The sequence below is a fragment of the Zobellia roscoffensis genome, from assembly GCF_015330165.1.
Lineage (GTDB): Bacteria > Bacteroidota > Bacteroidia > Flavobacteriales > Flavobacteriaceae > Zobellia > Zobellia roscoffensis.
In genome coordinates, this window is record NZ_JADDXT010000002.1 from 3534808 (window position 1) to 3561051 (window position 26244).

20 protein-coding genes are annotated in these 26244 nt (G+C 35.5%); 9 read left to right on the forward strand and 11 right to left on the reverse strand.

Features of this window, described 5'->3' with window-relative positions:
- Positions 1-66 precede the first annotated feature (66 nt).
- A complete protein-coding gene (locus IWC72_RS14300) occupies positions 67-2814 on the reverse strand; it encodes a putative LPS assembly protein LptD (RefSeq protein ID WP_194526837.1) in 2748 nt (915 codons plus the stop codon).
- A 131-nt stretch (positions 2815-2945) separates the two neighbouring features.
- On the opposite strand from IWC72_RS14300, the gene IWC72_RS14305 reads away from it, so the two are divergent.
- From IWC72_RS14305 to IWC72_RS14345, 9 genes are all read left to right on the forward strand, one after another.
- On the forward strand, positions 2946-4295 hold the full coding sequence (locus IWC72_RS14305; protein ID WP_194528173.1) for an N-acetylmuramoyl-L-alanine amidase: 1350 nt from the start codon (positions 2946-2948) through the stop codon (positions 4293-4295).
- Positions 4296-4395: 100 nt separating this feature from the next.
- Positions 4396-5373 (forward strand): MlaD family protein, encoded by a 978-nt coding sequence (locus tag IWC72_RS14310; protein WP_194526838.1) that lies wholly within the window; start codon positions 4396-4398, stop codon positions 5371-5373.
- A complete protein-coding gene (locus IWC72_RS14315) occupies positions 5374-6702 on the forward strand; it encodes a (Fe-S)-binding protein (RefSeq protein WP_194526839.1) in 1329 nt (442 codons plus the stop codon).
- Positions 6703-6752: 50 nt separating this feature from the next.
- The gene (locus IWC72_RS14320) at positions 6753-7544 is read left to right on the forward strand and encodes a (Fe-S)-binding protein (RefSeq protein WP_194530227.1); all 792 of its coding nucleotides are present in this window, start codon (positions 6753-6755) and stop codon (positions 7542-7544) included.
- A gap of 39 nt (positions 7545-7583) precedes the next feature.
- Entirely contained in the window at positions 7584-8066 is a 483-nt protein-coding gene (locus tag IWC72_RS14325; RefSeq protein WP_194530228.1) for an ABC transporter ATPase, read from the forward strand.
- A gap of 105 nt (positions 8067-8171) precedes the next feature.
- Positions 8172-11084 (forward strand): glycoside hydrolase family 3 N-terminal domain-containing protein, encoded by a 2913-nt coding sequence (locus IWC72_RS14330; protein ID WP_194530229.1) that lies wholly within the window; start codon positions 8172-8174, stop codon positions 11082-11084.
- Positions 11085-11227: 143 nt separating this feature from the next.
- Positions 11228-12373 carry an N-acetyl-alpha-D-glucosaminyl L-malate synthase BshA gene (gene bshA / locus IWC72_RS14335; RefSeq protein ID WP_194526843.1) on the forward strand — a complete coding sequence of 382 codons (1146 nt, stop codon included), beginning with the start codon at positions 11228-11230 and terminating at the stop codon, positions 12371-12373.
- A 1-nt stretch (position 12374) separates the two neighbouring features.
- A complete protein-coding gene (locus IWC72_RS14340; protein ID WP_194530230.1) occupies positions 12375-12818 on the forward strand; it encodes a hypothetical protein in 444 nt (147 codons plus the stop codon).
- A gap of 131 nt (positions 12819-12949) precedes the next feature.
- Complete coding sequence (locus tag IWC72_RS14345) at positions 12950-14128, forward strand: OmpA family protein (protein ID WP_226968052.1); 1179 nt, start codon at positions 12950-12952, stop codon at positions 14126-14128.
- A 5-nt stretch (positions 14129-14133) separates the two neighbouring features.
- Here the strand turns inward: IWC72_RS14345 and IWC72_RS14350 are convergent, their stop codons facing one another.
- From IWC72_RS14350 to IWC72_RS14395, 10 genes are all read right to left on the reverse strand, one after another.
- Positions 14134-16185: an HAD family hydrolase gene (locus IWC72_RS14350; protein ID WP_194530231.1), complete on the reverse strand. Its 2052-nt coding sequence runs from the start codon at positions 16183-16185 to the stop codon at positions 14134-14136.
- Between the two features lie 309 nt (positions 16186-16494).
- Complete coding sequence (locus IWC72_RS14355; protein ID WP_194526846.1) at positions 16495-17676, reverse strand: GNAT family N-acetyltransferase; 1182 nt, start codon at positions 17674-17676, stop codon at positions 16495-16497.
- A gap of 19 nt (positions 17677-17695) precedes the next feature.
- Positions 17696-18688, reverse strand: coding sequence for a hypothetical protein (locus IWC72_RS14360; RefSeq protein ID WP_194530232.1), 993 nt, complete (start codon positions 18686-18688; stop codon positions 17696-17698).
- 5 nt (positions 18689-18693) lie between these two features.
- A complete protein-coding gene (locus tag IWC72_RS14365) occupies positions 18694-20148 on the reverse strand; it encodes an MBOAT family O-acyltransferase (protein ID WP_194530233.1) in 1455 nt (484 codons plus the stop codon).
- Positions 20149-20212: 64 nt separating this feature from the next.
- A complete protein-coding gene (locus tag IWC72_RS14370; protein ID WP_194530234.1) occupies positions 20213-21457 on the reverse strand; it encodes a GNAT family N-acetyltransferase in 1245 nt (414 codons plus the stop codon).
- A 12-nt stretch (positions 21458-21469) separates the two neighbouring features.
- Complete coding sequence (locus tag IWC72_RS14375; RefSeq protein WP_194530235.1) at positions 21470-22519, reverse strand: GNAT family N-acetyltransferase; 1050 nt, start codon at positions 22517-22519, stop codon at positions 21470-21472.
- A 318-nt stretch (positions 22520-22837) separates the two neighbouring features.
- Entirely contained in the window at positions 22838-23494 is a 657-nt protein-coding gene (locus tag IWC72_RS14380) for an HAD family hydrolase (RefSeq protein WP_194530236.1), read from the reverse strand.
- The gene (locus IWC72_RS14385) at positions 23478-24446 is read right to left on the reverse strand and encodes an ATP-grasp domain-containing protein (protein ID WP_194530237.1); all 969 of its coding nucleotides are present in this window, start codon (positions 24444-24446) and stop codon (positions 23478-23480) included. Before IWC72_RS14385 ends, IWC72_RS14380 begins: the two co-directional genes overlap by 17 nt.
- Positions 24443-25468 (reverse strand): glycosyltransferase, encoded by a 1026-nt coding sequence (locus tag IWC72_RS14390; RefSeq protein ID WP_226979576.1) that lies wholly within the window; start codon positions 25466-25468, stop codon positions 24443-24445. The genes IWC72_RS14385 and IWC72_RS14390 overlap by 4 nt, the downstream gene beginning before the upstream one ends.
- A complete protein-coding gene (locus tag IWC72_RS14395; RefSeq protein WP_194528175.1) occupies positions 25459-26082 on the reverse strand; it encodes a sugar transferase in 624 nt (207 codons plus the stop codon). The genes IWC72_RS14390 and IWC72_RS14395 overlap by 10 nt, the downstream gene beginning before the upstream one ends.
- Positions 26083-26244 lie beyond the last annotated feature (162 nt).

Here is a 26244-nt window from a genome sequence, read left to right on the forward strand (position 1 = left end):
AAGGGGAAGAATTTTTCACTCCTGTCTTAGTAAATATAACTAAGAAAATGGTCTGTTTTTATCTTCTTACCGCTGGCTTCGGTTTTCCCATTTTAAGTCACTAAGAATAGAACTTTTTATACCGATAAAGAAATACCATCTGGAGTATTGTCCAAAAGGAGTCCAGTTAAAGTTCATTCTAAAACTTTTTAGGTCTCTTTCAAAACGTAATTGGGTTAGGGTGAAACCTTTATTTTTGAAATCGTAACCACTGGAGCCACCAACTTTCCAGCGAGGGGAGAGTTCTATGTCTCCCGAAAACATTAATGAATGACTACTAAATTCATTCTGTCTTGCAGAGTTAAAGTAACTGGCGGAATAAGCTAGCCTAAAGTTCCAGGGTATTTTTGTAGCATAGCGAGGGTTTTCTACATCTCCATCTTTATCCTCATCATAGTCGTCACCGGCACGGCGGTCATCAAAATTATCAGATCTACCAAAAAGATCGTCATCTCTACCGCCACTTTGCGCGACATAATCATATGCACCGGCCTCATCTTCGTCCTCTTCTTCGTCTTCCTTCTTTTTTCCAAAAGTTTCACTATCTATAGAATACCCAATATTGATGTTTGCTTGGGTTAATCTAAAAAGACTTCCTCCGTTATCAATATTGAACTTTTCTATTCTTCTGCCGTTATTGTCAATAGCATAAGGGTCTAAACCTGCAGAAAAGTTAATTGACATTTTATTGTCCAAAATATTGGTACCACCATTTATTCTAAGGGGACTCAATTTTAAAGAATCCGACTCAAAATTATATCCGGTAGAAATATTGAAGTTACTAAGAATAGGTACTTTTTTTGGTTCGGTAGCGGTGGAATCTTTATCTCTAACCTTGGCTTCTAAAGTGTTAGCTAAAGAGAAGCTTAAACTGTTGCTTTTGCCTAAACTAGGAGCTCCGTTTAGGGTGCCTTCAAAACGACTGTATTGAACAATTTCACCAGTGTCATTGTTGAGATATTCATCATAGAATTGGTCAAAAGAAGGTGAATAACCATAGCTTAAGGATGGCCGCATTACATGGCGTAAAGCTTGAATTTTTTTATCCTCTCCAAAGTTGAAAGTACCATAAACCGTTGTACCGATACTGGCACTCATATTGTATTTGTTGTAGCGGTCAAAACCGGAAATTGTATCTCTAACCACTGAACCTGTAGCCCCATCTTCACCTAACTCATAACGTTGGGTGTAAGTTTCCAGGGCCCATACATCTTCATAACTACCGCCCATTGTAACACTAAAAAATTTGGCCACTTTAAAGTTGGTACTTATGGGGATTCTATGTTTTGCGCCAACCAAAGCATTGTCAAACATTGCAGCCTTTAAAAAGTCTGCATCGTTTGTTGTCAGCGAGTTACGTGCATTAACGTCATACTGAAAATTAATATTTTGTATGACCCCTTTTTTGATACCATCTTTCTTGGCAAAAGGGAATATACGCTCCATACTGGCTTGAAACGTTGGTAGCGTCATCTGTATATTATCTAAATCAGGATCGGCCCTCGCCGCGGGACTCGTATTTTGCGAGTGGCTAGCCGTAAGACTCATATTTACTGATGGGTATGCGGGAAACGTCTTGGAATATGAAATTGACGAGGACAGGTTGTTGTTCTGCGTTAACGGTAAGTTAACTTGATTTAAAGAGTTCTGGTAATACGAGCTACTTCCTAAGTTCACCGATGCAGAAAACCTAGAGTTAGGACTCGCTTTGGTGTCTTGTGAATGAGATATCTGTATGTTCCAAACTTTACTATTGCTATAGTCGTCAAATCCTTTTTGACTCGTCACCAGGTTTTCATACCTGAAATTCACATTGCCACGGTAGCGGTAGCGTTTAGTATATGTACTTTGTGTTCTAAAACCATAACTTCCGTTGGTGTAGAAATCCCCAGTAAGGGTAATATCAGCATATTCAGAAAATGGAACGTAATACCCTCCGTTTTGCAAAAAGTATCCTCTATCTGGATCATTCCCAAAAGTAGGCATCATAACACCTGCAGACCGCCCTACGGTTAATGGGAAGTATGCGAAAGGTAATGCAATAGGCGTTGGAACATCTGCAATGTACAGGTTGCTAAAACCTGCAATCACCTTCTTTTTAGGAACAAATTTCGCTTTTCTAATACGGATATAGTAATCTGGGTTTATAGTGTCCGCAGAGGTTGTTAGCTTTCCTTCATGCAAAAAATAAACGGAATCGTTCTCTTTTTTAGTGATTTCGGCATATACCTTCATCGCATCACTACCCAATTGGCCCAAACCTGCTTGCTGTTCGGTTCTTGAATTCCAGATAAGTGCTTTTTGAGTGTCAAAATTAAAACGAATACTATCAGGTCTTACCTCATTATCACCTTGTTTAAAATAGGGGAGCTGGGTGTAATTCCCCAAAGAATCCTTAATTCTACCGGCATAGACCTCATTTTTAATGTAATCCATTATAATAATACCAGCCTTCAATTCAGTATCTTGGTAATATATTTCGGCTTCGTTGTAGAGGTATATTTTTTGGTCTTTTTGGCTAAGCCTTACATGGTCTTTGGCCTTGTATTTTATTTTATCAAGTAGAAGAGGAGCTTTCCCATTGTTTCTTTTTAAAGCAGCGGAGTCGCCCGAAATACTGTCTTTTTTTACAGGGTCAGGAAAAAGTGGCGCAATAATTGTATCCTTTTCAGCTTTAATGGGAAGTGGTATAATGCCATCTTCCTGAGCGACTGAATAGAAAGTGCCAACAAATAGCAATGCCAGTAAAAGAAAAAGATGTTTGTTTGATTGCAAGGCTATATATCCTATTTTTGTAACCGTTTGGCTTTATTTTCGGAGTTCAAACTTACATATATTTTTCGTTCCCTATACAGGGTGTTACCATAAATTTAACCATAATGAAGGCTTACAAATACAGTGTGAACATGCGCGTACGACGGTTTTTTTTATTTCCTATTGTTTTTTTAACACTAATATTATCTTCTTTTCATCAAAATAACGCACAAGATAACGATGATGGTAAATTTACTGTTGTGTTGGATGCGGGTCATGGAGGACATGATCCGGGTAACTTAGGAAATGGCTATTTGGAAAAGAAAATAGCATTGAATATTGTTCTAAAAGCAGGTGAACTGCTGGAGAAGAATCCTGATATTAAAGTTATTTATACGCGTAAGGATGATACGTTCGTTGATTTGTACGAACGCGGACAGATAGCGAATAAGTCCAATGCGGACCTTTTTGTTTCTGTTCATTGTGATTCGCACACTTCCAATGCACATGGGGCTGGAACTTTTGTGTTAGGGTTACATGCTAACAAGCAGAATTTTGAAATAGCCAAAAAGGAGAATTCCGTAATCTATTTAGAAGATAATTATAAGTCTAAATATGCGGGTTATGATATTAATTCTCCTGAGTCCGTTATTGGGCTTACCATAATGCAAGAAGAGTTTTTAGATCAAAGTATTGCCTTGGCCAAGTTTATGCAAGATAATTTTTCAAACAAGTTAAAAAGAACAGATAGAAAGGTGAAGCAAGCTGGATTTATAGTCCTACACCAAACCGTAATGCCAAGTGTATTGGTAGAAACCGGTTTTTTAACCAATAAAGAAGAAGGTGCTTATCTAAATTCTAAAAAAGGGCAGTTAGAAATTGCGAGTTCTATTGCAGATGCTATTGTTACTTATAAGAAGAATGCAATGGCCAATGTAGCTGACTTTTCGGCAAATAGCATTCCTGATGCTCCGGAACCTGAAGTTATTGAAAAGCAGAATAAAACACCCAAGAAAAAAGAAGTGGCTGCTGCTAAAAAAGAAACGGTTGCTAAGGAAATAAAGGATGAGGCGTCTGTAGCCAAAGCTACAGAGTTGCCTATAGAAGACAAAAAGAAGGCGGCAACTCAGATTATAGAGGAAGCGAAAGCAAGCGATAAAAGTACAGTTGTTACTAAAAACGAACCCGAAAGTAAGGAGATACTTAAACCATCTAAAACGAATGATGTTGTTGTTCCAAAAGCTAAATCCAATGTAATTTATAAGGTGCAGATTATGGCTAGTGCAAAGAATATTCCTTTGCGTCCTTCTTCTTTCAATGGACTAAATCGTGTTGAAAAAGAGCCTTTTAAAAACTTATTTAGATATGTATATGGTAAAACAAGTTCATTGGAGGAGGCAAAAATGTTAAAATCCAATGCAGATTTAAAAGGGTATAAAACATCATATATAGTAGCCTATAGAGACGGTAAGCGTATACCTTTTAAAGATAGTCTCAAATAGGTTTCACAGCAATAAATAAGTACCTTCCATATTTTATTTCTAATTTTGTTAGAGACCTATAGATTAAAAGAAGTCTCTTATTAACCCAAAATCGATCCTTTTGAAACTATCCAGGGAAATAAAAACAGGAATCATCGTAATAGGCGGTATACTGTTGTTCATCTTAGGCTTTAGCTACTTAAAATCGTCGCCATTATTTGAAGATGGTAAAACTGTGTATGCTGTTTATAAGGAAGTTGGAGGACTCCAGGTAGGAACTCCAGTAACTATTAATGGTTTTATTGTAGGTAACGTAACGGGCGTTAAGTTCAAAGATAATAGTGGTAGTCTTATAGTAGAACTTTTTATTAAAAGTGATTTTGACTTTTCTAAGACTAGTCCAGCCGAGTTGTACGATACGGGTATAATAGGTGGTAAGGGTATACAAGTGAAACCAGTTTTTGACGGGGCTCCCATGGCTAAATCTGGTGATACTTTGCCTAGTAGAATTCAATTGGGACTAACACAATTGGTTCAAAAACAACTTACACCATTGCAGCAGAAGGTTGAAGGTGCAGTTACAAATGCCGACAGTTTGCTAATGAACGTTAATGAAGTTTTGGATGATAAGGCGAAAAGGGACTTAAGAGAAACTTTAAGCGGATTAAATAGCACAGTAGCCAGTTTTCAGAAGAGTGCAGATGTGCTCAATAGAATTTTGAGCAGTAATGAAAGTAGGTTAAATGAATCTTTAGATAATTTTCAAGAGCTGACTTCTAATTTTGCTAAATTATCCGATTCATTGAATAATGCTGGTTTGGGACGTACCCTAGCAAACTTAGAGTCTACCATGGGTAACTTGAATAAGTTAATGGCTAATATAGAAAACGGGAATGGTACATTAGGGAAACTTGTAAAAGATGAAGAGCTTTATGATAATCTGAATAATGCATCTAGAGAGTTAGATTTATTATTACAAGATTTTCGTTTAAACCCTAAGCGTTACGTTAATGTATCTGTTTTTGGTAAAAAGCAGAAGGAATACGAACTTCCCGAAGAGGATCCCGCTAATCAATTACAACCGCAACCGCAACAATAAATGGAATACCTGCCAAATATTATTTTTTTAGTCGTACTGATAGCCGGTATCGGCTTTTTTACAAAAAATGTAAAGCGCCTATCAAGAAACATTAAACTAGGTAGAGATGTTGACGTTTCTGATAATACGAGTCAACGATGGAAAAATATGGCGAAAATAGCCTTGGGTCAAACTAAAATGGTTGTTCGTCCTATAGCGGGCTTTCTACATATTATAGTTTACGTTGGTTTTATCATTATTAACATTGAAGTCGTAGAAATTATTTTAGATGGACTTTTAGGTACACATCGTCTTTTTGCCCCACTCGGAACGGTTTATGATATTCTAATTGGGTCTTTTGAGATACTAGCGTTTTTAGTTATTGTAGCGGTTACTATTTTTTGGGTACGAAGGAATATCATCCGTATCAAAAGGTTTATAAAACCAGAAATGACCGGTTGGCCAAAAAATGACGGAAATCTAATTCTGTATATAGAATTGGTACTGATGGCGTTGTTCTTAACCATGAACGGAGCTGATTATCAACTACAGCAAATGGGTGCTGCTCATTATACAGAGGCGGGAATGTTTCCCGTAAGTCAGTTTATAGCACCACTTTTTGATGGTATGACAATGAGTTCTTTAATTACTCTAGAGAGAACAACTTGGTGGTTACATATAATTGGTATTCTCTGTTTTTTGAATTATTTATACTATTCAAAACACTTGCACATACTTTTAGCTTTTCCTAATACATACTACGGTAAGTTGGCGCCAAAGGGACAATTTAAAAATTTAGATGCCGTAACGGCAGAAGTAAAACTAATGATGGACCCATCTGCAGACCCTTTTGCCGCTCCTGCGGAAGATGAAGCTGCAGAACCTGCTAAATTTGGTGCTTCGGATGTTATGGATTTGAGTTGGGTACAACTTTTAAATTCGTATACCTGTACAGAGTGTGGTCGTTGTACAGATGAATGTCCTGCAAACCAGACCGGAAAAAAGTTATCTCCACGAAAGATAATGATGGATACCAGAGATAGACTTGAGGAGGTCGGTAAAAATATTGATGCTAATAAAGGGCAGTTCGTAGATGATGGAAAACAGTTATTAGATGGCTATATCTCTAGAGAAGAACTTTGGGCTTGTACTACCTGTAATGCTTGTGTTCAGGCGTGCCCTGTGAGTATTGACCCACTTTCTATTATTATGGATATGCGACAGTATTTGGTAATGGAAGAGTCCGCAGCACCTACAGATTTAAATAATATGATGGGTAATGTAGAGAATAATGGTGCTCCGTGGCCTTTTAACCAAATGGACCGATTAAATTGGGCCAAGGAAGAATAAGAAAGCTTCTGCTTTTTTTCAATTAATTTTTAGAACTAGAATTTTTTATAATGGCGAACGAATTAAAAGTTCCAACAATGGCAGAGCTTTTTGCTGCAGGTCAAAAACCAGAAGTTTTATTTTGGGTTGGTTGCGCGGGAAGTTTTGATGATAGGGCAAAGAAAATAACTAAGGCATTTGTTCAATTATTGAATAGAGCCAAGGTTTCTTTTGCGGTTTTAGGAACAGAAGAAAGCTGTACCGGAGACCCTGCAAAAAGATCAGGTAACGAATTTCTTTTTCAAATGCAGGCAGTTACCAATATAGAGGTGATGAATGCCTACGGAATAAATAAAATTGTAACGGCTTGTCCGCATTGTTTCAATACTATTAAAAATGAATATCCAGGCCTTGGAGGTCATTATGAGGTAGTTCATCACACGCAATTTTTAAAAACGCTTTTTGATGATAAAAGAATTACATTGGAAGGTGGTCAATTCAAGGGCAAACGTATTACATATCACGATCCTTGTTATTTAGGTAGAGCAAATAATGTTTATGAGGCTCCTAGGGATTTGATTCGTAAACTGGATGCCGAGCTTATCGAAATGAAAAGCTGTAAAGAGAAAGGTTTGTGTTGTGGTGCAGGTGGAGCGCAAATGTTCAAAGAACCGGAAAAAGGTGATAAGGATGTGAATATTGAGCGTACCGAACAGGCAATGGAAACCCAACCTGAAATAATTGCAGCAGGATGCCCATTTTGTAATACCATGATGACAGACGGCGTAAAGAACAAAGAAAAAGAAGGAGCTATTGCAGTTATGGATATAGCGGAGCTTATGGCTTCCGCCGGAGACTTGTAGAACTTCCAATTTTAGAACCCCAATTTAGAACACTATTTAATGTTAGTAGAATTTAACACCTTACCGGATGCTTCCCGCATATGGATATACCAAGCCAACCGTAGTTTTACGGAAGCGGAATTAGAAGAAATACAAAAAGAGCTGGATAGTTTTATAACACAATGGACCGCCCATGGAAGCCAATTAAAGGCCGGATATGAGATAAAATATAGGCGATTCATCATTCTTGCCTTAGATCAGAGTGCAACTGCAGCTTCTGGTTGCTCTATAGATGCTTCAGTTCATTTTATTCAGCATTTAGAGAAAAAGTACAATGTTGAATTGTTGGATAAGATGAATGTTTCTTACAAACAAGGCGAGCATATTGCTTATAAGTCTTTGGTAGATTTTAAAAAGATGGCCAAACAAAAAGCAGTGTCAAAAAACACCATTGTTTTTAACAACTTGGTCACTAATAAACAGGAGTACCAAGAACATTGGGAAGTGCCCGCTTCTGAAAGTTGGCATGCCCGTTTTATGTAGGTTTCCTGTTTGTTGTGTTTTCCGAAGTATTGATTTTATTATATATATCGGATGAAATGCAATATTCCCTTTAGTTTTTAGTTATTGCCATAGATCAATCTAGTAATGCGGTTTTTTCCTGTTTTTTCCTTATTATTTTTCGCTTTTCTAACGGCCAGTGCCCAGCAACATCCTTTGGTTACAAAAGATAGTTTGGCACAAAGCAATTGGGTAGATGCACAATACAATAAAATGACCCTTGATGAAAAATTAGGACAACTTTTTATGGTAATGGTGGCATCGGATCAGTCTAAAGCAAGTACGGATAAAGTCCGGACATTAATTAAGGAGCAGCAAATAGGCGGCGTTATTTTTTCTACTGGAGGTCCAGATCGTCAAGCAAAACTCACCAATGATTATCAGTCGGCTTCAAAAATACCTTTACTTGTTGGTATGGATGCAGAATGGGGTTTGGCTATGCGCTTAGATTCTACGTATGCCTTTCCATGGAATATGACTTTAGGGGCAATAACGGACAATACTATTGTGCAGAAGGTAGGGGAGCGAATAGGTGAACATGCGAAACGGTTGGGTGTGCATATTAATTTTGCACCAGATGTAGATATCAATACAAACCCACAAAACCCAATAATAGGAAACCGTTCATTTGGTGAAGACCGGGAAAACGTAGCTGAAAAGGGTATTGCTTTTATGAAAGGAATGGAAAGTGTTGGCGTACTTTCTAGTGGGAAACATTTTCCAGGTCATGGGGATACGGCTACTGACTCGCATAAAGCACTTCCAATTATCAATTTCACGAGAGAACGTTTAGATAGTTTAGAACTATATCCGTTCAGAAGGTTAATAGATGCTGGGTTGAGCAGCGTTATGGTAGCGCATCTAGAAGTACCGGCTTTAGAGTTGAAAAAAGAACTTCCATCTTCATTATCAGAACAAATTATATCTGGATTACTTAAAGAAGAAATGTGTTTTGAAGGATTGGTATTTACCGATGCTCTGAATATGAAGGGCGTAACCAACCATGGTAAGGATGGTGATGCAGAAGTTGCTGCGTTTATGGCGGGTAATGACATTCTATTGATGCCAACAGAAGTAGAAAAAGCGAAAGAAAAACTCACTAAAGCCTACAACAAAGGCAAGATTTCAGAAGAGCGTTTGGCTAGTTCGGTCAAGAAGATTTTGATGGCAAAATATAAAGTGGGATTAAATAGGTACAAACCCGTGGAGTTAGACAATTTATATGAAGACTTAAATTCACGTACTGATGATCTTATATACGAAGAGGCTATTGAGAATGCATTGACGGTAGTAAAAAACGATTTTTATTTAATGGGTATTAAACGCCTTGAAAATAAGAAGATTGCTTATGTTAAGTTTGGTGATGCAAATAGTGACCCGTTTGTTGAAGAATTGAATAAATATGCATCGGTAACACAGGTTAATGCTAGTGATATTAGTACTTTAAAAAATAAATTAGAGAATTATAATCTAGTAATTATCGGTCATCATAAAAGCAATGAAAGCCCTTGGAAAGCCTATAAATTTTCTAAAAAGGAATTACAATGGTTAAAAGAAATTGCAGAGGAGCGAACGTCTAATCTAATACTTTCTGTTTTTGCTAAACCATATGCACTTTTGGACATTCCATCTTTTAAAAGTATTGATGGTGTATTGATGGCATATCAAAATAGCGAGTTGGCGCAACGCAAAGCGGCTCAGTTGATCTTTGGAGCTATCCCTGCGAAAGGGAAATTGCCTGTTACGGCAAATAAAGAGTTTCCTGTTAATACTCAAGTAAAGTTAAAATCTCTTTTAAGGTTGGGGTACAGCTATCCAGAACGAGTTGGGTTTGATGCCGCTAAATTGGCGGAAGTAGATACTATGGTTCAGCATGGAATAGACTCTCTAATGTTTCCAGGTGCTCAGATTTTGATAGCTAGAAAAGGAAAAGTAGTTTATAACAAGGGTTTTGGAAAACCTACGTATGATTCCGAAGACAGTATAACAACTAAAAGTATTTATGATTTAGCTTCTATTTCCAAAATATTGGGTACGCTTCCCATGATAATGAAAATGGAAGAAGAAGGTAATATTAAGTTGAATAATACCTTTCAAGAACTGATTCCTGCCTATGCAGATTCTGAACTTAAAAATGTTACCGTACTGAAAGCATTATCACATTATGGCAGACTGCCAGCGTGGATTGCTTTTTATGTAGATACGTTGGATAAGAACAGAAAACCATCAGAAGAGTTTTATAGAACGGAACCCACCGATGGATTTTCATATAAAGTAACGGACAAGCTTTATTTAACGGATGCGTATAACGATTCCATTTATAATAGAATTGGACGTCAAGATTTAAAATCTAACCGCTATCGGTATAGTGATGTAGCTTACTATGTCATGAAAAACTACGTTGAAAAAGTGGGTAAAGAAAGGTTGGATAAGCAAGTGGATGAGTTTTTGTACCAACCTATTGGTGCAATGAGTACAAGTTATAATCCACTTGAAAAATTTCCAAAAAATAGGATTGTGCCAACGGAAGAGGATAAATATTACCGCTACGATAGAGTTCAAGGATACGTACATGATATGGGGGCTGCCATGCAAGGAGGAGTAGGTGGTCATGCCGGATTATTCAGTAATGCGGAAGATGTGGCTAAAATCATGCAGATGTACTTGCAAAACGGCATTTATGGAGGAACTCGATTTTTAGATGCGCGAACAGTAAAGAAATTCAATACCTGCTATTTTTGTGATGAAAATGTAAGAAGAGGAGTTGGTTTTGATAAACCACAATTGAAAGATAGTGGCCCTACTTGTGGTTGTGTGTCCCGAAAAAGCTTTGGACATAGTGGTTTTACAGGCACCTATACTTGGGCCGATCCAGAAGAAGAGATTGTTTATGTATTTCTTTCCAATAGAACTTACCCATCCTCTTCAAATACACTTTTGATTAAATCAGGTTTACGAACACGAATTCAGCAAGTCATCTACGATGCTATTTTAAATTAGTCCAACTAATTTCATGGTGCTACCTGTCTGGAAATTAATCTCTAAAATGCTTAATTCCCTACTTATTGAATTATCTATAATCTGTCTTGAAATTTAAAAGAAGTTATACCGACTTACTTTATAGATTTAGCTAAATTTGACTAATGAAAATAGCAATAGTTTGTTACCCCACCTTTGGGGGCAGCGGTGTAGTAGCCACAGAACTGGGTATAGCTTTGGCCAATAGAGGTCATGAAGTTCATTTTGTAACCTATAAGCAACCGGTTCGTTTGGGACTTTTGGGTAATAAAATTTACTTTCATGAAGTTCATGTACCGGAATATCCATTGTTTAAATATCAGCCGTATGAATTGGCTTTATCCAGCAAGTTGGTCGATACCGTCAAACTACATAATATAGACCTACTTCATGTTCATTATGCCATTCCGCATGCTTACGCAGGATATATGGCGAAAAAAATGTTGGAGGAAGAAGGAATATTTGTGCCTATGATTACTACTCTGCACGGTACGGATATCACGTTGGTAGGAAAACATCCGTTCTATAAGCCTGCAGTTACATTTAGCATCAACCAATCTGATGTAGTTACTTCTGTTTCGGAAAACTTGAAACAGCGTACAATGGAATTTTTTGATATTAAAAAGGAAATAGAAGTTGTACCTAATTTTATAGATGAATCTAATTACAGCACGTCCTTTACAGACTGCCAACGCTCTTTGATGGCAGAAGATGATGAAAAGATAGTTACCCATATCAGTAATTTTAGAAAAGTAAAACGTATTCCAGATGTTATTGAAATTTTCAATCGCATACAAAAAGAAATTCCTGCTAAATTAGTAATGGTAGGCGAGGGGCCTGAAAAAGAAAATGCGGAGCGGTTATGTGAAGAAAAAGGGATAGCCGACCGTGTGATATTTTTAGGGAACAGTAATGAAATAGATAGAATTCTTTGTTTTTCAGATTTATTCTTGTTGCCATCTGAGTCGGAAAGTTTTGGTTTAGCAGCTCTAGAAGCAATGATAAACAAAGTACCTGTAATTTCAAGTAACGCTGGTGGAATACCTGAAGTTAACCAGCACGGCATCACAGGTTTTTTAAGCGATGTTGGAGATGTCGAGGATATGGCTCAAAATGCTATTCGTATTTTAGGCAATGATGCTACTTTGGAAGAATTCAAGAAAAATGCGGTTATATCTGCTGGACGTTTTGATATAAAGAAAGTAGTACCTCTTTACGAGGCACTTTACGACAGAGCGCACAAAGCTAGATTTGATAAATCTTATAGTTAATATGAAATATTTTTTCTTCAGCTTAATATTGCTTTTTTCATCTTGTAAAGGACAAGAGAAAAGTGTAGGAAAAGATGAAGAATCAAAGGTGGGAGACCAGTTGCAATTGGTTGAAAGTGATAATTATAGTGGTTCGGATGCTGAGGAGTTTTTAGTTATTTCCGAGATAAAGACTTTACAGAAGTTTTATTCAAATGTTAATAGAACCAGAAAACCCGGCCTTCCTATTCCACAAATAGACTTTACCAAAGAAATACTTATTATTTATTGCGCGGGGAAACAACAGAATTCTTTTGAACCTATCCTTTCTATTAAAAGTGAGACAAAGAATACGCTAGTTTTAGCAATTGAAAATAGTAATGTAATACATACTTCAACTTCGACTACTACCCCATTTTCGATTTATAAATTACCACTTACCAAAAAGGAAATTATTCTTGAATAGCAGTATTACTAGCTGTTAATGAAAATATAAAACTAGCGGACTACCGATTATTGTTACCGTTCAAAGCATACTTTAGGCATATTGTTTTGATAGCCATTACTTTGTGGTAAGGACACCCAAATCTAACTGCTATGAAAACTTATGCCCATTATATGGTACTTTTGCTATGCGCTTCATTCAATCTATTGCAGGCGCAAGAAGAGTTACAACTTACAAAAAAAGATAGTATTGTAAAAAGCTCATGGATGTTTGGGCTTGGTTATAATGTTGTTGATGATTCTGGAGACGTATTTGATGACTTATTTTCATATGGAGAACAATGGAATACACTGTCTTATCCATCTAGAATAAGTATTGGACGCTATTTTAAAAGTGGAATTGGAGTTGAGGCTGTTGGTAGTTATAATAAATACAAGGTTGGGAAACTAATAGATGGTCGTATCAATCTTGAAGAATCCCATTATTATGGTTTAGATGCTCGTTTGACTTATGACTTGAATAAGTTAATAGGTGAGACAGGCTGGTTTGACCCCTATTTAGGTGTTGGAGCGGGATACACCGAAGCAGATAATGAGCCGAGAGCCACATATAATGCAGTAGTTGGTTTTAGAGCCTGGTTCTCAGATAGAATAGGGTTAGATTTAAGTTCTTCTGGAAAATGGGCAGCCAATAATGATGATGCAACTAATCATCTACAGCACGCTGTAGGGGTTGTTTACCAATTTGGCATTGAAAGAGGACTGTCTAAAAAAGGAGAAGAGAAACTGGCCTTAATAGAAGCGTTTGCTGAGAAACGTCAAAAAGAACAGGATTCAATTGCAGCTGTTCAGAGAGAGAAGGAACAAGCTAACATTGCAGCTCGTCTTGTAAAGGAAAGGGAACAAGCTCGTTTGGCTGCAGTTGAGAAAGCTAAATTAGATGCTAAGAAACAAAAAGAGTCGAAAATAAAAAGTGAAATAGATAATTTAGGTTTTGCTTATTTTGATTTGAATTCATCTTATCTGAATTCGAAGTCGAAATCTGTACTTGATGGTTTGGCGCAAGTATTACTTAAGTACCCTGATTTGGAATTAAAGATAACTTCCCATACAGATTCAAGGGGAGCTTCTACGTACAACGATTGGTTGTCAGAAAGGAGGGTTGCGCGGACTAGGGATTATTTAATAAAAAAAGGCGTAGATACTCATAGACTTAAGATTGAGGCTTACGGTGAATCTCGCTTATTAAATGAATGTGATGATTCTACTTATTGTAAAGAAGAAAAACACCAAATAAATAGGCGTTCAGAATTTATTATCACCAAATTTTAGGATTACTATGAGATAAGGCCTTTTTTAAGCCATTTTCGTTTGGCCCAAAAATTAAGTTTAATGTAGTAATATGACAGGTTCACGGGCCACGATAGCCAATAGTATCCCCTGTAATATAAGAACGGCTTAACTTTAACTAAGTAACGGAAAACCTTTTCGGGTGATTTAATAAAGGTTTTTAATAGTCCAATTTTAGATATACTTATGTGATTAGGGTTGTACTCAAGTCCAACCTTATTCTCACCAACATTTTGGTAGAAGCCTTTTGTAATTTGTTGAATGAACTTAAGTTTCTTTCTGGTAGTAAATATTCCCGTTCTCATAGCCATATCGGTTAGATATTCCTGAGTAACGGTTTGGGAATAATCTATGGGGCGTAGCTGGGCGAACAAGTTTTTAAATTCTGAAAACATGTATTCTTGGATAGAACCAATATATTCGTCATAAACCTTTTTTTCGCTAGGTTCATGGTACTCAACGGTAGGAGATTTTCCCTCCTCAGCAAATTGATATGATAAGGTACTACCATGAGGCGCTGCTAGTAATTGTTCGTAAAGTTGCCCGTTGGCCATAAGAATATCATCCGAAAAATCATGATTCGGGTATATTGAAAAATTTAGTCCGTATCTCTTGGTATCTTCTTCAATAGTATATATTTCTTTCAGTCCTAAATAGTAACCTGTAACAGGAATTTCTCTTTTAAAAAATTTATAGATGCTTTCCTGCATAGTACCGCCCCAACCCACATCTACAAGCGCTAAACCATCTTCTCTATAGTTAGCTCCAAAGGATTCTAGATATTTTAAGAATGCAGTTTTCTGTAATATCCTGTTCTTTTCATAGGCTTCTTGAAAAATTATGTTTTTTCTAAGGTGATCCATGGTATGCGAACTAAAAAAGTTGGCGGTAGTCTCATCTTTGTCAACAGGAATATTTTTTATAATACTGTTTTTTGTATCATCCGAAAAAGGAAACCAATCAAGAAAATGTTCTAAGGACATATCCCCGAACTTTTTCATCAATTTCTCAAAATCTTCTTCTGCTAATGGGCGTAAAGCGAGTTGAGTAGCGGATTGCCTTGAGGCTTTAAGATAATGCGTGTGTATCTTCTCTTCACTCTGAAAAAGATTCATCTCTTGGTAACTATCGAATAATTGTTTCAAAAAATTACCTTCTCTAGCAAGAAAATAAAGGTCTTTAATGCCATTCTTTTTGGCATTGATATAAAGCCTTTCGGTAAAGAAATAAAAATGGATAATATACTCACTGAAGAGGTAATCACTTTCTAAACACTTAGATTCAATGGTATGGCACACTTTTCTGAAATCTCCTTTGTCCGAGCCAAAAAGGTTCTTTTTATTTCGGAATTTATGTGAAAAATGTTTTAAGTGTAACGAATCTATATTATGCTTGGCAGCATTGGTTACATCGCTTTTTTTATTATCACCAATCATTAATACAGATGTAGCCTCTGTGTTGGTTTTGTTTAAAACATATGGGTATAAACCTCCTCTTTCCTTACTTTCTCCAGCGGTAGCCGAAGTAAAAACATCATCAAAAAGATGTTCTATTTTATGGAATTCTAAAATTTTTGAAATTATCTTTTTAGAAAGATAAAAGTCTGAAATTAAGTAAATACGATATCCTTTTTGTTTGAAATGAGATAGAATTTTAACTAGTTCCTCATTTTTAAATTGAACTGAGGTTTCCGCAATGAAGTCGGCCTTTTCAAAAAGCAATTTAAACTTAGAAAAGGGAGTGTCACGTAGGTTATTGGAGTTTACTAGTCTTTGGTAAACCTCCTTAATAACATCTTCGTACGTGGTTTCTAAAGTAGAACGACCTTGTTTCTTGGCAACGTATGATAAGGACTCGTTACGTATCGTAAAGAGAACCTCAGATGAGAGGCTCATGCCAAGTTCTCTAACCATAAATTTGCCCCATAAGCGTAAGGCATAATTAGGGTGTACAGTACGGTGAACTAATGTATCAAAGAAATCCGTGAAAAGAACTTCTTTATTAGAAAACCGCGCAATTCTACGCTTCAGGTCAACCAAGGGGAGTTTATTTTAAGTAAGTTAAATTCTCTATTAGAAAAAATTTAACGGATAAACAGGAGAAAAATTATCGGTGACTTATGATAGATTGAAAGAATAATATCTTCTTTTAGCTCTGCGAACCATACTTTTAGGCTCGACTTTGGGGACTTATTTTTTATTTCAGCCACGGTGCTCTCGTTTACGGGGTTTAACTGCGAATATATACGACGAAGTACAGTGTTCGGACGTTTTTTAAGGAAATATTAAGAAAATACTCGACGAACAGCAAAATGAGACAAAAACAGGTGGTTTTTTTACATAGTTATATCAAAAGGATGAACTATTAGAAGTATAAGATAGCATAGCTTTACTCTTTTTTCCTATAACTAAGTAAGATTTTGAAGTGTCTAAAATGGCGTAAACTGTAATTTCTGATTCATTTTCGTCACTTTCGTAAAGGAAATCGTAAATAGTTCGTCTTAGGAAATTGAATTTCATAGATTTATAATCTATGGATTCAGTATTTTTAATTTCTGTATTAAAAGGGATTTTATTGTATTTAATTCTATGAGAATCTTCGGCTGTATTTTTTGAATTATTTTGTTTAGTTCGGTAGGCGTGATATTTTTCAATAAGACCTTTTTCTCGGACGTATTGTTTTAAGGCCTTCAATAAGTAGTATGATGTAGCCTTTAATCTTCCGGCAAACGATTTTTTTAAGAAAAAGATTTCATGATGGTAATCGTAAACCGTATTACACCAACGTCTTTTCCAATAAAAATCACCTTTTGAAAAAGTGATGAATTTTATTTTGTTGGTAATACACCATTCTATTTGTTTCATCAAATCTGTATAGCCTGTGTTGAACTTAGAATAGTCAATATTATAGGTGCGTATATATTGAAAAATCACATTTTTCATGTGAAAATTAAGGCAAATGTCAATGGGTGTTTTACCGTTATATATAACATAGAACGAAGCCTTCCTGTCTAAAATCATTTGGTAAACATTAGCTCTGTAAAAGTTTTGTGTAGCTAGGTTAATGTTGTGCTTGATTCCTTTTTCCAGTGAGCGCAATTCCAAAAGACGATAGAATTCATTCATGATAAAATCATACTCGGACTTATCTATTGCGCCAAAATACATTTCATAGCGAATATTAAAACATTGCTCTAGCTTTTTTTGCTCGCGACGGAGTTTATAGCGACTGGTTTTTCCAAATCTCTCATTAAGGTAATCTGGGAGTGACTTTACATTTTCAAAATTAATGAGAAAGCCTGGATATTGCTTTATGCTGTAACAACCCATTGTTTTGGGTAGTTCATCTTTGGTTACCGTAAAATAACTTGGAATATCCTCAACCACAAAAGATGAGGCCGGTAGTTGAAACCTTTCCCCTTTTCGATTTTCAAAGACTTGCTCCTGTGTGTAACTGTTCAGCAACCCCTTATAATAAGATGGTAAGCTTTCCTTTGTATATGCGCTAAAAAAAAAGTTTAATGAATTCATGTATAGGGTTAGGAGGCACTCACTCAGATGTAATAGGTAAAGGCTTAGGCGTCTTGTTTTCTTTTAAATAGTAGGCTAATTCTTTAGCTATCAATGCTCTCCCATGCGAGTTCCAGTGATGGTCATATATAAGCGTGGTTGGTTTTTTAGAGTTTTCAAAACTAATAGAAAAATCTATATACCTAATATTATTCTTTCTGCAAAACTCTAGGAAACGTTCACTGGTTTTTCTGGTGTCCAGAAGTAAGCTTGTTTTACTTTTATTAAACCCATAGAGTTTAATTAGGTTTTGGAAATTTGCGATTCGCTTTTCATCAATTTTTAATTGTTCTTCTTCATTATCTTTTAATTCGTTGGTTTTGTATGCGTTATGTGTATCATTAAAGGCTACACCACCCTGAGCTAGTTTTTTTAAGGGCTCTACAATTCCTATTTTACTTCCGTAGGCCAATAATTTAATATTGTCCCGTATTTTGAATACGGTAGAGGAGAGCATCTTAATGCGGCCTTTATTGGGTTCATAAACCCCACGACCTAAATCATTCTCATAATTTAGGTATAGAACAATTTTATTTATCAGCTGAAAATCTTTTTCGTAGGCATAAACTAAATGCATTTGGTTGGCTAAATCATAACCTGCGTAACCGTACTCGTAAACCTCTATATTATCTGTTTGGTTTTCAATTTGCTTGCCAATAGAGTTGGAAAAGTCTTGGTGAAATCCTTCAATGAAAGAATCGCCAATGAGCGCCATTTCAAATTTATTTGCAGAGGGCGTAAACTCTCGGAAAGAATTAAAACCAGCTTTATTGATATGGAATTTTGAAAAGTTCTGATTTCTGTTACCTGTAACCGCGTATCCGTCATGGTTGGGCACCCGTTTTTCTACGCCATATTCATCAATAAAACGAGGAGGGTCTTCTGTATATAGGTGAAACACTCTAACAATCCCTTCAAGTAAAAGAAGGATTAAAAGAATATAAATAATCGTTTTTAGAATAAATTTTTTCATCTCAATTAAAATTGAAAATAAATAAATGAACGATTTACACCATCGTCATAAAATAATAGAATACTCATGACTACTAGTGCATACAATAGGAACCGGACTATAGGTGAGCTAAATTTAAAAGGATCGCGCTCATCTCTTCGTATTAGGTATTCATAAATAGTGAACAACGCTATCAGTAAATAAAAGTCGAACATTCTATACCCCGTTGGGTGCATATAGGGTTCATAGCTAAAGTTATTTTTAATTTGCCCGATAAATTCAAATGATGAAGATAGGGTAGGCGACCTAAAAAATATTCTTGAAAATGTTACTAGAAAGAAGGTTAGAAGTACTTGAAATACCTCGGTAATACTAGGAAGCCATGTTTTTTCTGCAATAACATTATCGGCATAAACTCTATTTCTTCCCATTAAAAATACAGGGATATAGAGCAGTGCGTGAATACCGCCCCAGAAAACAAACGTCCAGTTTGCTCCGTGCCAAAGGCCACTTACCAAGAAAATCACCGAAATATTTCTCAGGGATTTTAACTTACTTACCCTTGAACCACCCATTGGAATATAAAGGTAGTGCCGAAACCAGGTACTGAGCGATACATGCCATCGTTGCCAATACTCTGCAATATTTCGTGAGAAGTTGGGGAATTTAAAGTTGGACATAAGCTCTACACCAAAGAGTTTAGCGGTACCTATTGCAATGTCCGTATACCCACTGAAATCTCCATACACCTGAAAGCTAAAAAGAGACACGCCTAAAATTAGAGTAGAGGCAGGGTAATCTGTGTAATTAGTGAAAATATCGTCTACTATTGGTGCTAAAGAATCGGCGATAACAAGTTTTTTGAAAAAGCCCCACAGAATTAGTTTTAAACCACTTGTGGCTTGTTCATATTTGAATACACGACGTGTATTGATCTGACTTAATAAGTTTGAAGCTCTCTCAATTGGCCCTGCAACAAGTTGGGGAAAGAAAGCTACGAAAGCCGCAAATGAAACAAAATTGGTTGTAGGCTTTAATTTCTTATAGTATATGTCGAATGAATAGGACATGGTTTGAAATGTATAGAACGAAATACCTACAGGCAGTATAATACGAAGCGTCCAGACACTTTTCATATTGTAGCCTAGTGCATTTACAGATTCTATAAAGGAATCGATAAAGAAATTGAAATATTTAAAGAAACCTAAAAGCCCTAAGTTAAAGGCAACACTGACCCATAACCAGTATTTGGCTTTCTGGTTGTTATCTTGATTTTTGAATACTTGCTGACCAACCAAAAAATCAAGAACGGTACTTAGAAAAATTAAAATAAGAAAACGCCAATCCCACCAGCCATAAAAGACATAACTGGCAACGATGACCAATAGATTTTGAATCTTCAGGCTCTTCTTGAAAACGAACCAGTACAACACAAATACCACTGGAAGAAAAATCAAAAAATCAAGCGAATTGAAAAGCACTTTTGTTTAATTTTAGTTAAAATTATTCTTTGCTACATATTAATCTAAATGAACTGAAATGAAACTAGTTGGTGGAGACCCTTACTTTTTTAGCCTTTCCAATAAAATAGTATTGGTCTGTAGTATCAGTTAAAGTCTTAAGGTTAATAGAACATTCATCGTTTAGATATAAAAACTCAAATGCTAAGGTCTTTATTTTATGATTTTCGGATAAGTTTAAATCGATTTCAGTAAGTCCTTTTGGAATAGACTCTGAAGAGATATCCTCAAATTTAAATTGGGTTTCTAAAGTGGGAGTTTCAGTTTTACGATTCTTAAGTTTATAAGTAAGACGATGCAATCTTTCATTTACATTTTTATCGCGTAGTTTTTGTTTAAAATCAAAAAAGGATTTCAAACCTATAGCCAATGTTTTAGCTTTAAACGAAGCGGAATCATATAAAATGTGATATTCAAAGTCATAGGTTTTATTAGACCACCTTGTTTTATAATCAAAGTATCCTTTTGAAAAATCAAAAAAATCTATTTTTTCGGATATGCAATACTCAATGAGTTTCATAATGGTAACAGAGCCCAAATGAAATTTGGCATAATCTATATCAAAAACGGTAATAGCATCAAAAAGAATGTTTTCTGAATGATAATTTAGTGTAACCCCAATTGGTGTACTACCATCATAAATTACGAATAAAGAAGCTTTGTTCTCGAGTATCAAAGGATAGGCAACATCATAATAAAATTGCCATTCCTTAGGGTCTAGATTGTTGTTGGTTATTTGCTTGTCATCAAAACGTTTAGTGAGCAGTTTTTTGAAAGAATCAAAAACTGCGTCGTATTCATCTTTTGAGATTTCACCACTATACATCTTGTACGATACTTCAAAACAAGCTTCAAATCGTTTTTTATACTTATTTAATTTGTACCTACTACTTTTGCTAAATGTAGAGAGCATGTACTCATTAAAGTTATTGTATTGGCCTAGTTCTATTCCAAAGCCTGGATACTGCTTTGATTTGTGTATTTTTAATGTTGAACCAGAAGGTGTGAACGAATTTATATTGAAATACCTGGGTACATCATAAATTAGAAACACCTTTTTTTTATAGTCTTCTGAATTTTTAGGGGCTAGACTATAGTTCATACCCTTGGTAAGGGTTTTTCCTAAATTAACATGAAGCGGTAAACTTGTATGTTTGTAAAAGCCAATATTTTTAAGGAAGTCTAACTTCAGGGCCTTTCTTCCTTGGTCAAAATGCTTTGACCAAATAGAGGTGTAAGTATCGGATAGAAATGGATTATTCTTTACCAAAAGAAATTAAAATTAATGAGGTTTGGGTATTTGGCGGTAAGCCGGGAAAAAGTTGCTTTCGCCATCATTCGTAATGTCAGATAAATGTTCCTTTTGTTTTTTAGTAAGCTCTTTATATACTTTTGGATTGACAATATACTTCCAAAATTTGGCAGGTCTATGATTTTTTGAGAAAGTAGATTTAAATGCAAATAGGGAATCGCTTTTAACGCCTTTTCCTCCACCTAAATTAAAGTATTTGTAACCTTCTTCGCTTGCGTCAATTCGCATTGTATCAATGATTAGTTTAATAGCATTGAGATCTAAATACTCTTCTTTATAACCGGACAAATGGTATTGTACAATGTCATCCATTTTAATAAACATGGCGCCACCTATTACCTCCTTAGTTTCATCTATAACACACAGTAAAAGTTCGGTCTTAAAGAATGAGCTGAGCATGAACTGGTAGAAATAACGATCATCAAAAAAATAACTTTCATCTGCACTTACCCTACGCATATTCTCGTAATAGATTTCTATAAAAGTGCGAATATCTTCTTCTGAAGTGCCTTTTCTAACGGAGCAAACCTTCCGTGATTTGTTAATATAGGTTTTTAAACGGCTGCTGTACTGTTGGCGCTGTATATCTAGAGGTAAAGTAAGATCTATATAGACCACTTCGCCAGGACTGGAAATATCACCAATCTTGGCAAGAATTTCTTCTTGATGATCTATATAAGGGTGAAGTCTAGAAAAAACGGATACTACCTTTTGCTCTAAAAAAAGCTTTTTCAGTTCATTTTTAAAATTTGTATTTTCAAAATTAAGACTCTTAGTACTACATAAAGGGCCCGCATAGCCATAAACCGAGGTGACGTCTTTATAACTGGTACCCTCAATTTCGCGTAGCATTAAAGGTAGTATAATACTTGCGCCTTCTTCCTCGTAATGTATAAGTATAGGGGTCTCTTCTTCCCTTTTTGAAAGATAGTGATAGTGGTAAGTATGGTAGAAGTCACAGTGGTCAACGGTTTTTATGATGTTGTTCCACTCACTTCTTTCCGTTATGATTTCAATCATTTAAATTGACTAAATGGTTGAGGAGACAATGAAGCCTGCCTCATAGGTTTTGGTTCGGGTTTGACTTAAATGTGATTTAAAAAACGAACCTTATCCGTAATGGACATTCCTAATTTCAATAGTCAGCAAATAACTTGTCTTAAAAGCCATTTGATTAAGAATTAATTAAAAATCAGTTAAATTAAATACTTATTAAAGTATTTGTGTACAATGAATTAGAATAACTATTTGAAATAGCAAATTTACTGCTTTAGCAAAGATTAACAAAAGAAAGGTTGTCAACTTTTTGCTACTATCAATAAAAAAATAACCGCTATTCTAACGGACATTAATGTCTTTAATATTTTTTACAAAAACCTTAGGAAGGTTCGTTTCAGTAAAATAAAGAAACGAATCATTATGAATGTTTAGTCCGTTGTCAATCAACCCTATACTGTTCCAGCCGAGAATATTTGGAGTAATAAAATCCTTCCTTACATTATCTGCAACATAGCAGTAATTATGGTTCTTGAAAATTTGTTCTATCGCTAGGTAATTTTTCCTATTCGGTTTTTCTGTACCTAACTCTTCGGAAATTATAATTTTATCAAAGAACTCTTCAATACCTAACGCTTTTAGTTTTGCTCTTTGAGTTTTACTTCTACCATCTGTAATAATAGCAAGCTTGCCTTTCTTCTCTTTTATTGATTTTAGGAGAGGAAGAACACCTTTAAATGTGTTTATAATTGGATTATGATTCCTATAAAGACTTAATAAAACTTTTTTGTCTATCTTAAAGGTGGTGGTTAAATACTCAAATACATTTTCTTTGTTTCGGTACATAGAAAACATTTGAGCAAAAAGATTCTCCCATTGCTCTGGATTTAGCTCCTTGGCTATAGCCGAATAAGCAGACCTGAGGTAGTCAATTTCATTATAGAGTGTGTCGTCTAAATCAAAAACGATGACTGATTTTTCATCAACCTTTATATCCATGCACCAAAATTTCATCGTCATACCTGATCATAAGTAAGTCTTTTTCCCAGCAATCAAAATTTTCTTCAATCTGTTTACCTTGTGTGAACTCTTCTATAATCCATTTTGGATAATTGGCTCCGGACAAGTAGGATAGGGGGTAACCTCCACCAAACCTAGGGTTAATTTCAATAGCTCTTACTTTATCTTCTGTGCTGTGTACAAAAAATTGAGCGGTCAGACATCCTACTGCGCCACTAACGCTAGCTAGGTTTTCTTTGATATAATCAACCAAAAGATTCTTTACGGTCAGAGCTTTATAAACCTCACCATCTCTAACTTCAATTCTCATACGAGGAACAACACATTTAAGTTTGTTGTCTTTCCCATAATACAAATCGCATGTGAATTCCTCATAAACATCATGGTCAAGATACTCCAAGAACATGAGCTTGTCATTTTCAAAGTGATAATCTGTTAGGTCTTTTTGCTCTTTTATTAGATACGTGTCAACACTTCTGCTACCATCAATAGGTTTAATGAATAGGGGTAAAGTGTAGTCGTCTTTCGTAAATTCTTTTGCGACGGCAACATTATGCTCTTCAAAAAAATTATGAATTTGTCTTTTATCTCTGCATTTACCAACAAAATCAGTAGAAGCTACAACGGGGGTAATTCCGTTCTTTTCTAAAAGCAATCTATTTTGCGCTAAAGGCAATAGTTCCGTATCAATCGTCGGAATGAGTAATCCTATATTACGATTTTTACACTCTTCGATTAACACATCAAAGTAATCAGGATGAGTAACAAAGGGTACTTTAAAATAACCATCGGCTATTTGGCATGCGCCAGAAAGTGTTGGATCTGCATCTGAGGCATAAACTTTTGCATTAGGATATATTTTTTTAAGTTCCTTTTGAAATGCCCTAACAAGAGAGACACGTCTACCGGCAGAAGATATGAGGATATTCATTGTGTTAAAGTATAAAAAGATCGGAACATCTTTATGAATGGATTGATCAAAGGTTTTCTGTTAAATACGAAAACCAGGCAGGAATAGCCTATTCCATGATAATCTTCTCCAATAAATTTCTTTAATGGATAAGCGTCTATTTTTTCAAAGTCTGATAACATGGCCGGAATTTCGGAAACTGAGATATCTGACTTCATTAAACGTACCATAAGAAAAAAGACAAAAGATTGTTGTCTTGTTTTTAAACGTTTGATGCAAGCCGCTGCGTTAGGGTGATTACTTGGAATCGTTGCTATTAGCTTAGCAAATACATGTGCTGCATTAGCATTGTCATAAATCACTTTATTATAATGCTCGGGACTTTTATTCCGCATTGCCGAGGTGGGCAAAATACGGTACCTATGTACGTCTAAAGTAGTATGTGCTATTCTTTTAGCTTGGCAGAACAACTCTGAAGTAAGTATAGCATCTTCCATCCACTTGCCTTCTATAAACCGAATACCAGTGTTTTTGATAAAATCGCGTTTAATCAAATACCACCAAATTTCATTTTTATGTTTTTTGTCAGCAATATATGTGATACCATCTTTAATCTCTATTTCATTATTGATATCTAAAGAATCTATGTTGTTAGAATAGGGATAAGGTTTGCTTACTACTGATTTGCTGACGAAAGTCAAAATATCCAAATCATTACCTGAACAAACATCCAGTAATTTGGGAAGGGTGTTTTGAGCAACGTAATCATCTGGATCCAAAAAATAGACATATTTACCTGTGGCAAGGTCATATCCTGAATTTCTTGCAGCTCCTACACCTCCATTTTTTTTGTCTACTACTTTAATTTGCGGATATTTTGTTTCGTAATCCTGAGCGATTTGTAATGTTCCGTCTTTAGATTCATCATTCACAATAATCACCTCATATTCTGAGCTGTCCAGGTTTTGAAGTAAAAGACTATCAACACATTCCTGTAGGTACAACTCCATGTTATAACATGGTATAATGATACTTAATCGCATAATTTGCTATTTCCTGTTCCTGTAAATAATTCCATGGTAGCGCTTGTATCGGAGGAAATACCATCACTTTTAATCACTTTCAATACGGTCAATACGAGTATTTTTATGTCCAGTAAAAAGGTTAGATGATCCACGTACCAGACGTCATAGTCAAATTTTTTACCCCAAGAAATAGCATTTCTGCCATTTACTTGTGCCCATCCCGTTATGCCAGGTTTGACTTCATGCCGCCTTTTTTGATATTCATTGTATAGAGGTAGATAAGAAACTAATAAAGGACGAGGTCCAATTAAGCTCATATCTCCTTTCAATACATTTATCAATTGAGGTAATTCATCAAGCGACGTTTTTCTAACAAATTTTCCTGCAGGAGTAAGCCTAACTTCATCGGGTAGAAGATTGCCGGAAGCATCTTTTTTATCGTTCATGGTTTTGAACTTTAGTATTTTAAATATTCGGCCTCTTTTTCCTGGGCGTTTTTGAATAAAAAATATACTACCATGATTTGCAACTCCTAAAAAGACAATGACAAGCAATATAATGGGCGAGGTCAATGCTAAAATTGACAATGCCATTATAAAATCAATCAATCTTTTAAAAAAGTATCGGTAAATCATAAAACAAATCTAATTGCTGTCGCAAAATAACTATAAAAATACCGACTAATTTTGGATATAGACCAAGTACTTGGTTTTTTGTTAAAATACAACTAGTGATAGGTCTAGATGTTGGTTTTAAGTAGAAACCTATATTACTTTTAGTATCTAGCTAACTAG

Bases quoted from the DNA above. Each gene is read 5' to 3' on its own strand.
- IWC72_RS14355 (WP_194526846.1), bottom strand. From the start codon at position 17,676: ATGAATTCATTAAACTTTTTTTTTAGCGCATATACAAAGGAAAGCTTA.
- bshA (WP_194526843.1), top strand. From the start codon at position 11,228: ATGAAAATAGCAATAGTTTGTTACCCCACCTTTGGGGGCAGCGGTGTA.
- IWC72_RS14360 (WP_194530232.1), bottom strand. From the start codon at position 18,688: ATGAAAAAATTTATTCTAAAAACGATTATTTATATTCTTTTAATCCTT.
- IWC72_RS14330 (WP_194530229.1), top strand. From the start codon at position 8,172: ATGCGGTTTTTTCCTGTTTTTTCCTTATTATTTTTCGCTTTTCTAACG.
- IWC72_RS14320 (WP_194530227.1), top strand. From the start codon at position 6,753: ATGGCGAACGAATTAAAAGTTCCAACAATGGCAGAGCTTTTTGCTGCA.
- IWC72_RS14385 (WP_194530237.1), bottom strand. From the start codon at position 24,446: ATGAATATCCTCATATCTTCTGCCGGTAGACGTGTCTCTCTTGTTAGG.
- IWC72_RS14390 (WP_226979576.1), bottom strand. From the start codon at position 25,468: ATGCGATTAAGTATCATTATACCATGTTATAACATGGAGTTGTACCTA.
- IWC72_RS14380 (WP_194530236.1), bottom strand. From the start codon at position 23,494: ATGGATATAAAGGTTGATGAAAAATCAGTCATCGTTTTTGATTTAGAC.
- IWC72_RS14375 (WP_194530235.1), bottom strand. From the start codon at position 22,519: ATGATTGAAATCATAACGGAAAGAAGTGAGTGGAACAACATCATAAAA.
- IWC72_RS14305 (WP_194528173.1), top strand. From the start codon at position 2,946: ATGCGCGTACGACGGTTTTTTTTATTTCCTATTGTTTTTTTAACACTA.
- IWC72_RS14340 (WP_194530230.1), top strand. From the start codon at position 12,375: ATGAAATATTTTTTCTTCAGCTTAATATTGCTTTTTTCATCTTGTAAA.
- IWC72_RS14345 (WP_226968052.1), top strand. From the start codon at position 12,950: ATGAAAACTTATGCCCATTATATGGTACTTTTGCTATGCGCTTCATTC.
- IWC72_RS14325 (WP_194530228.1), top strand. From the start codon at position 7,584: ATGTTAGTAGAATTTAACACCTTACCGGATGCTTCCCGCATATGGATA.
- IWC72_RS14315 (WP_194526839.1), top strand. From the start codon at position 5,374: ATGGAATACCTGCCAAATATTATTTTTTTAGTCGTACTGATAGCCGGT.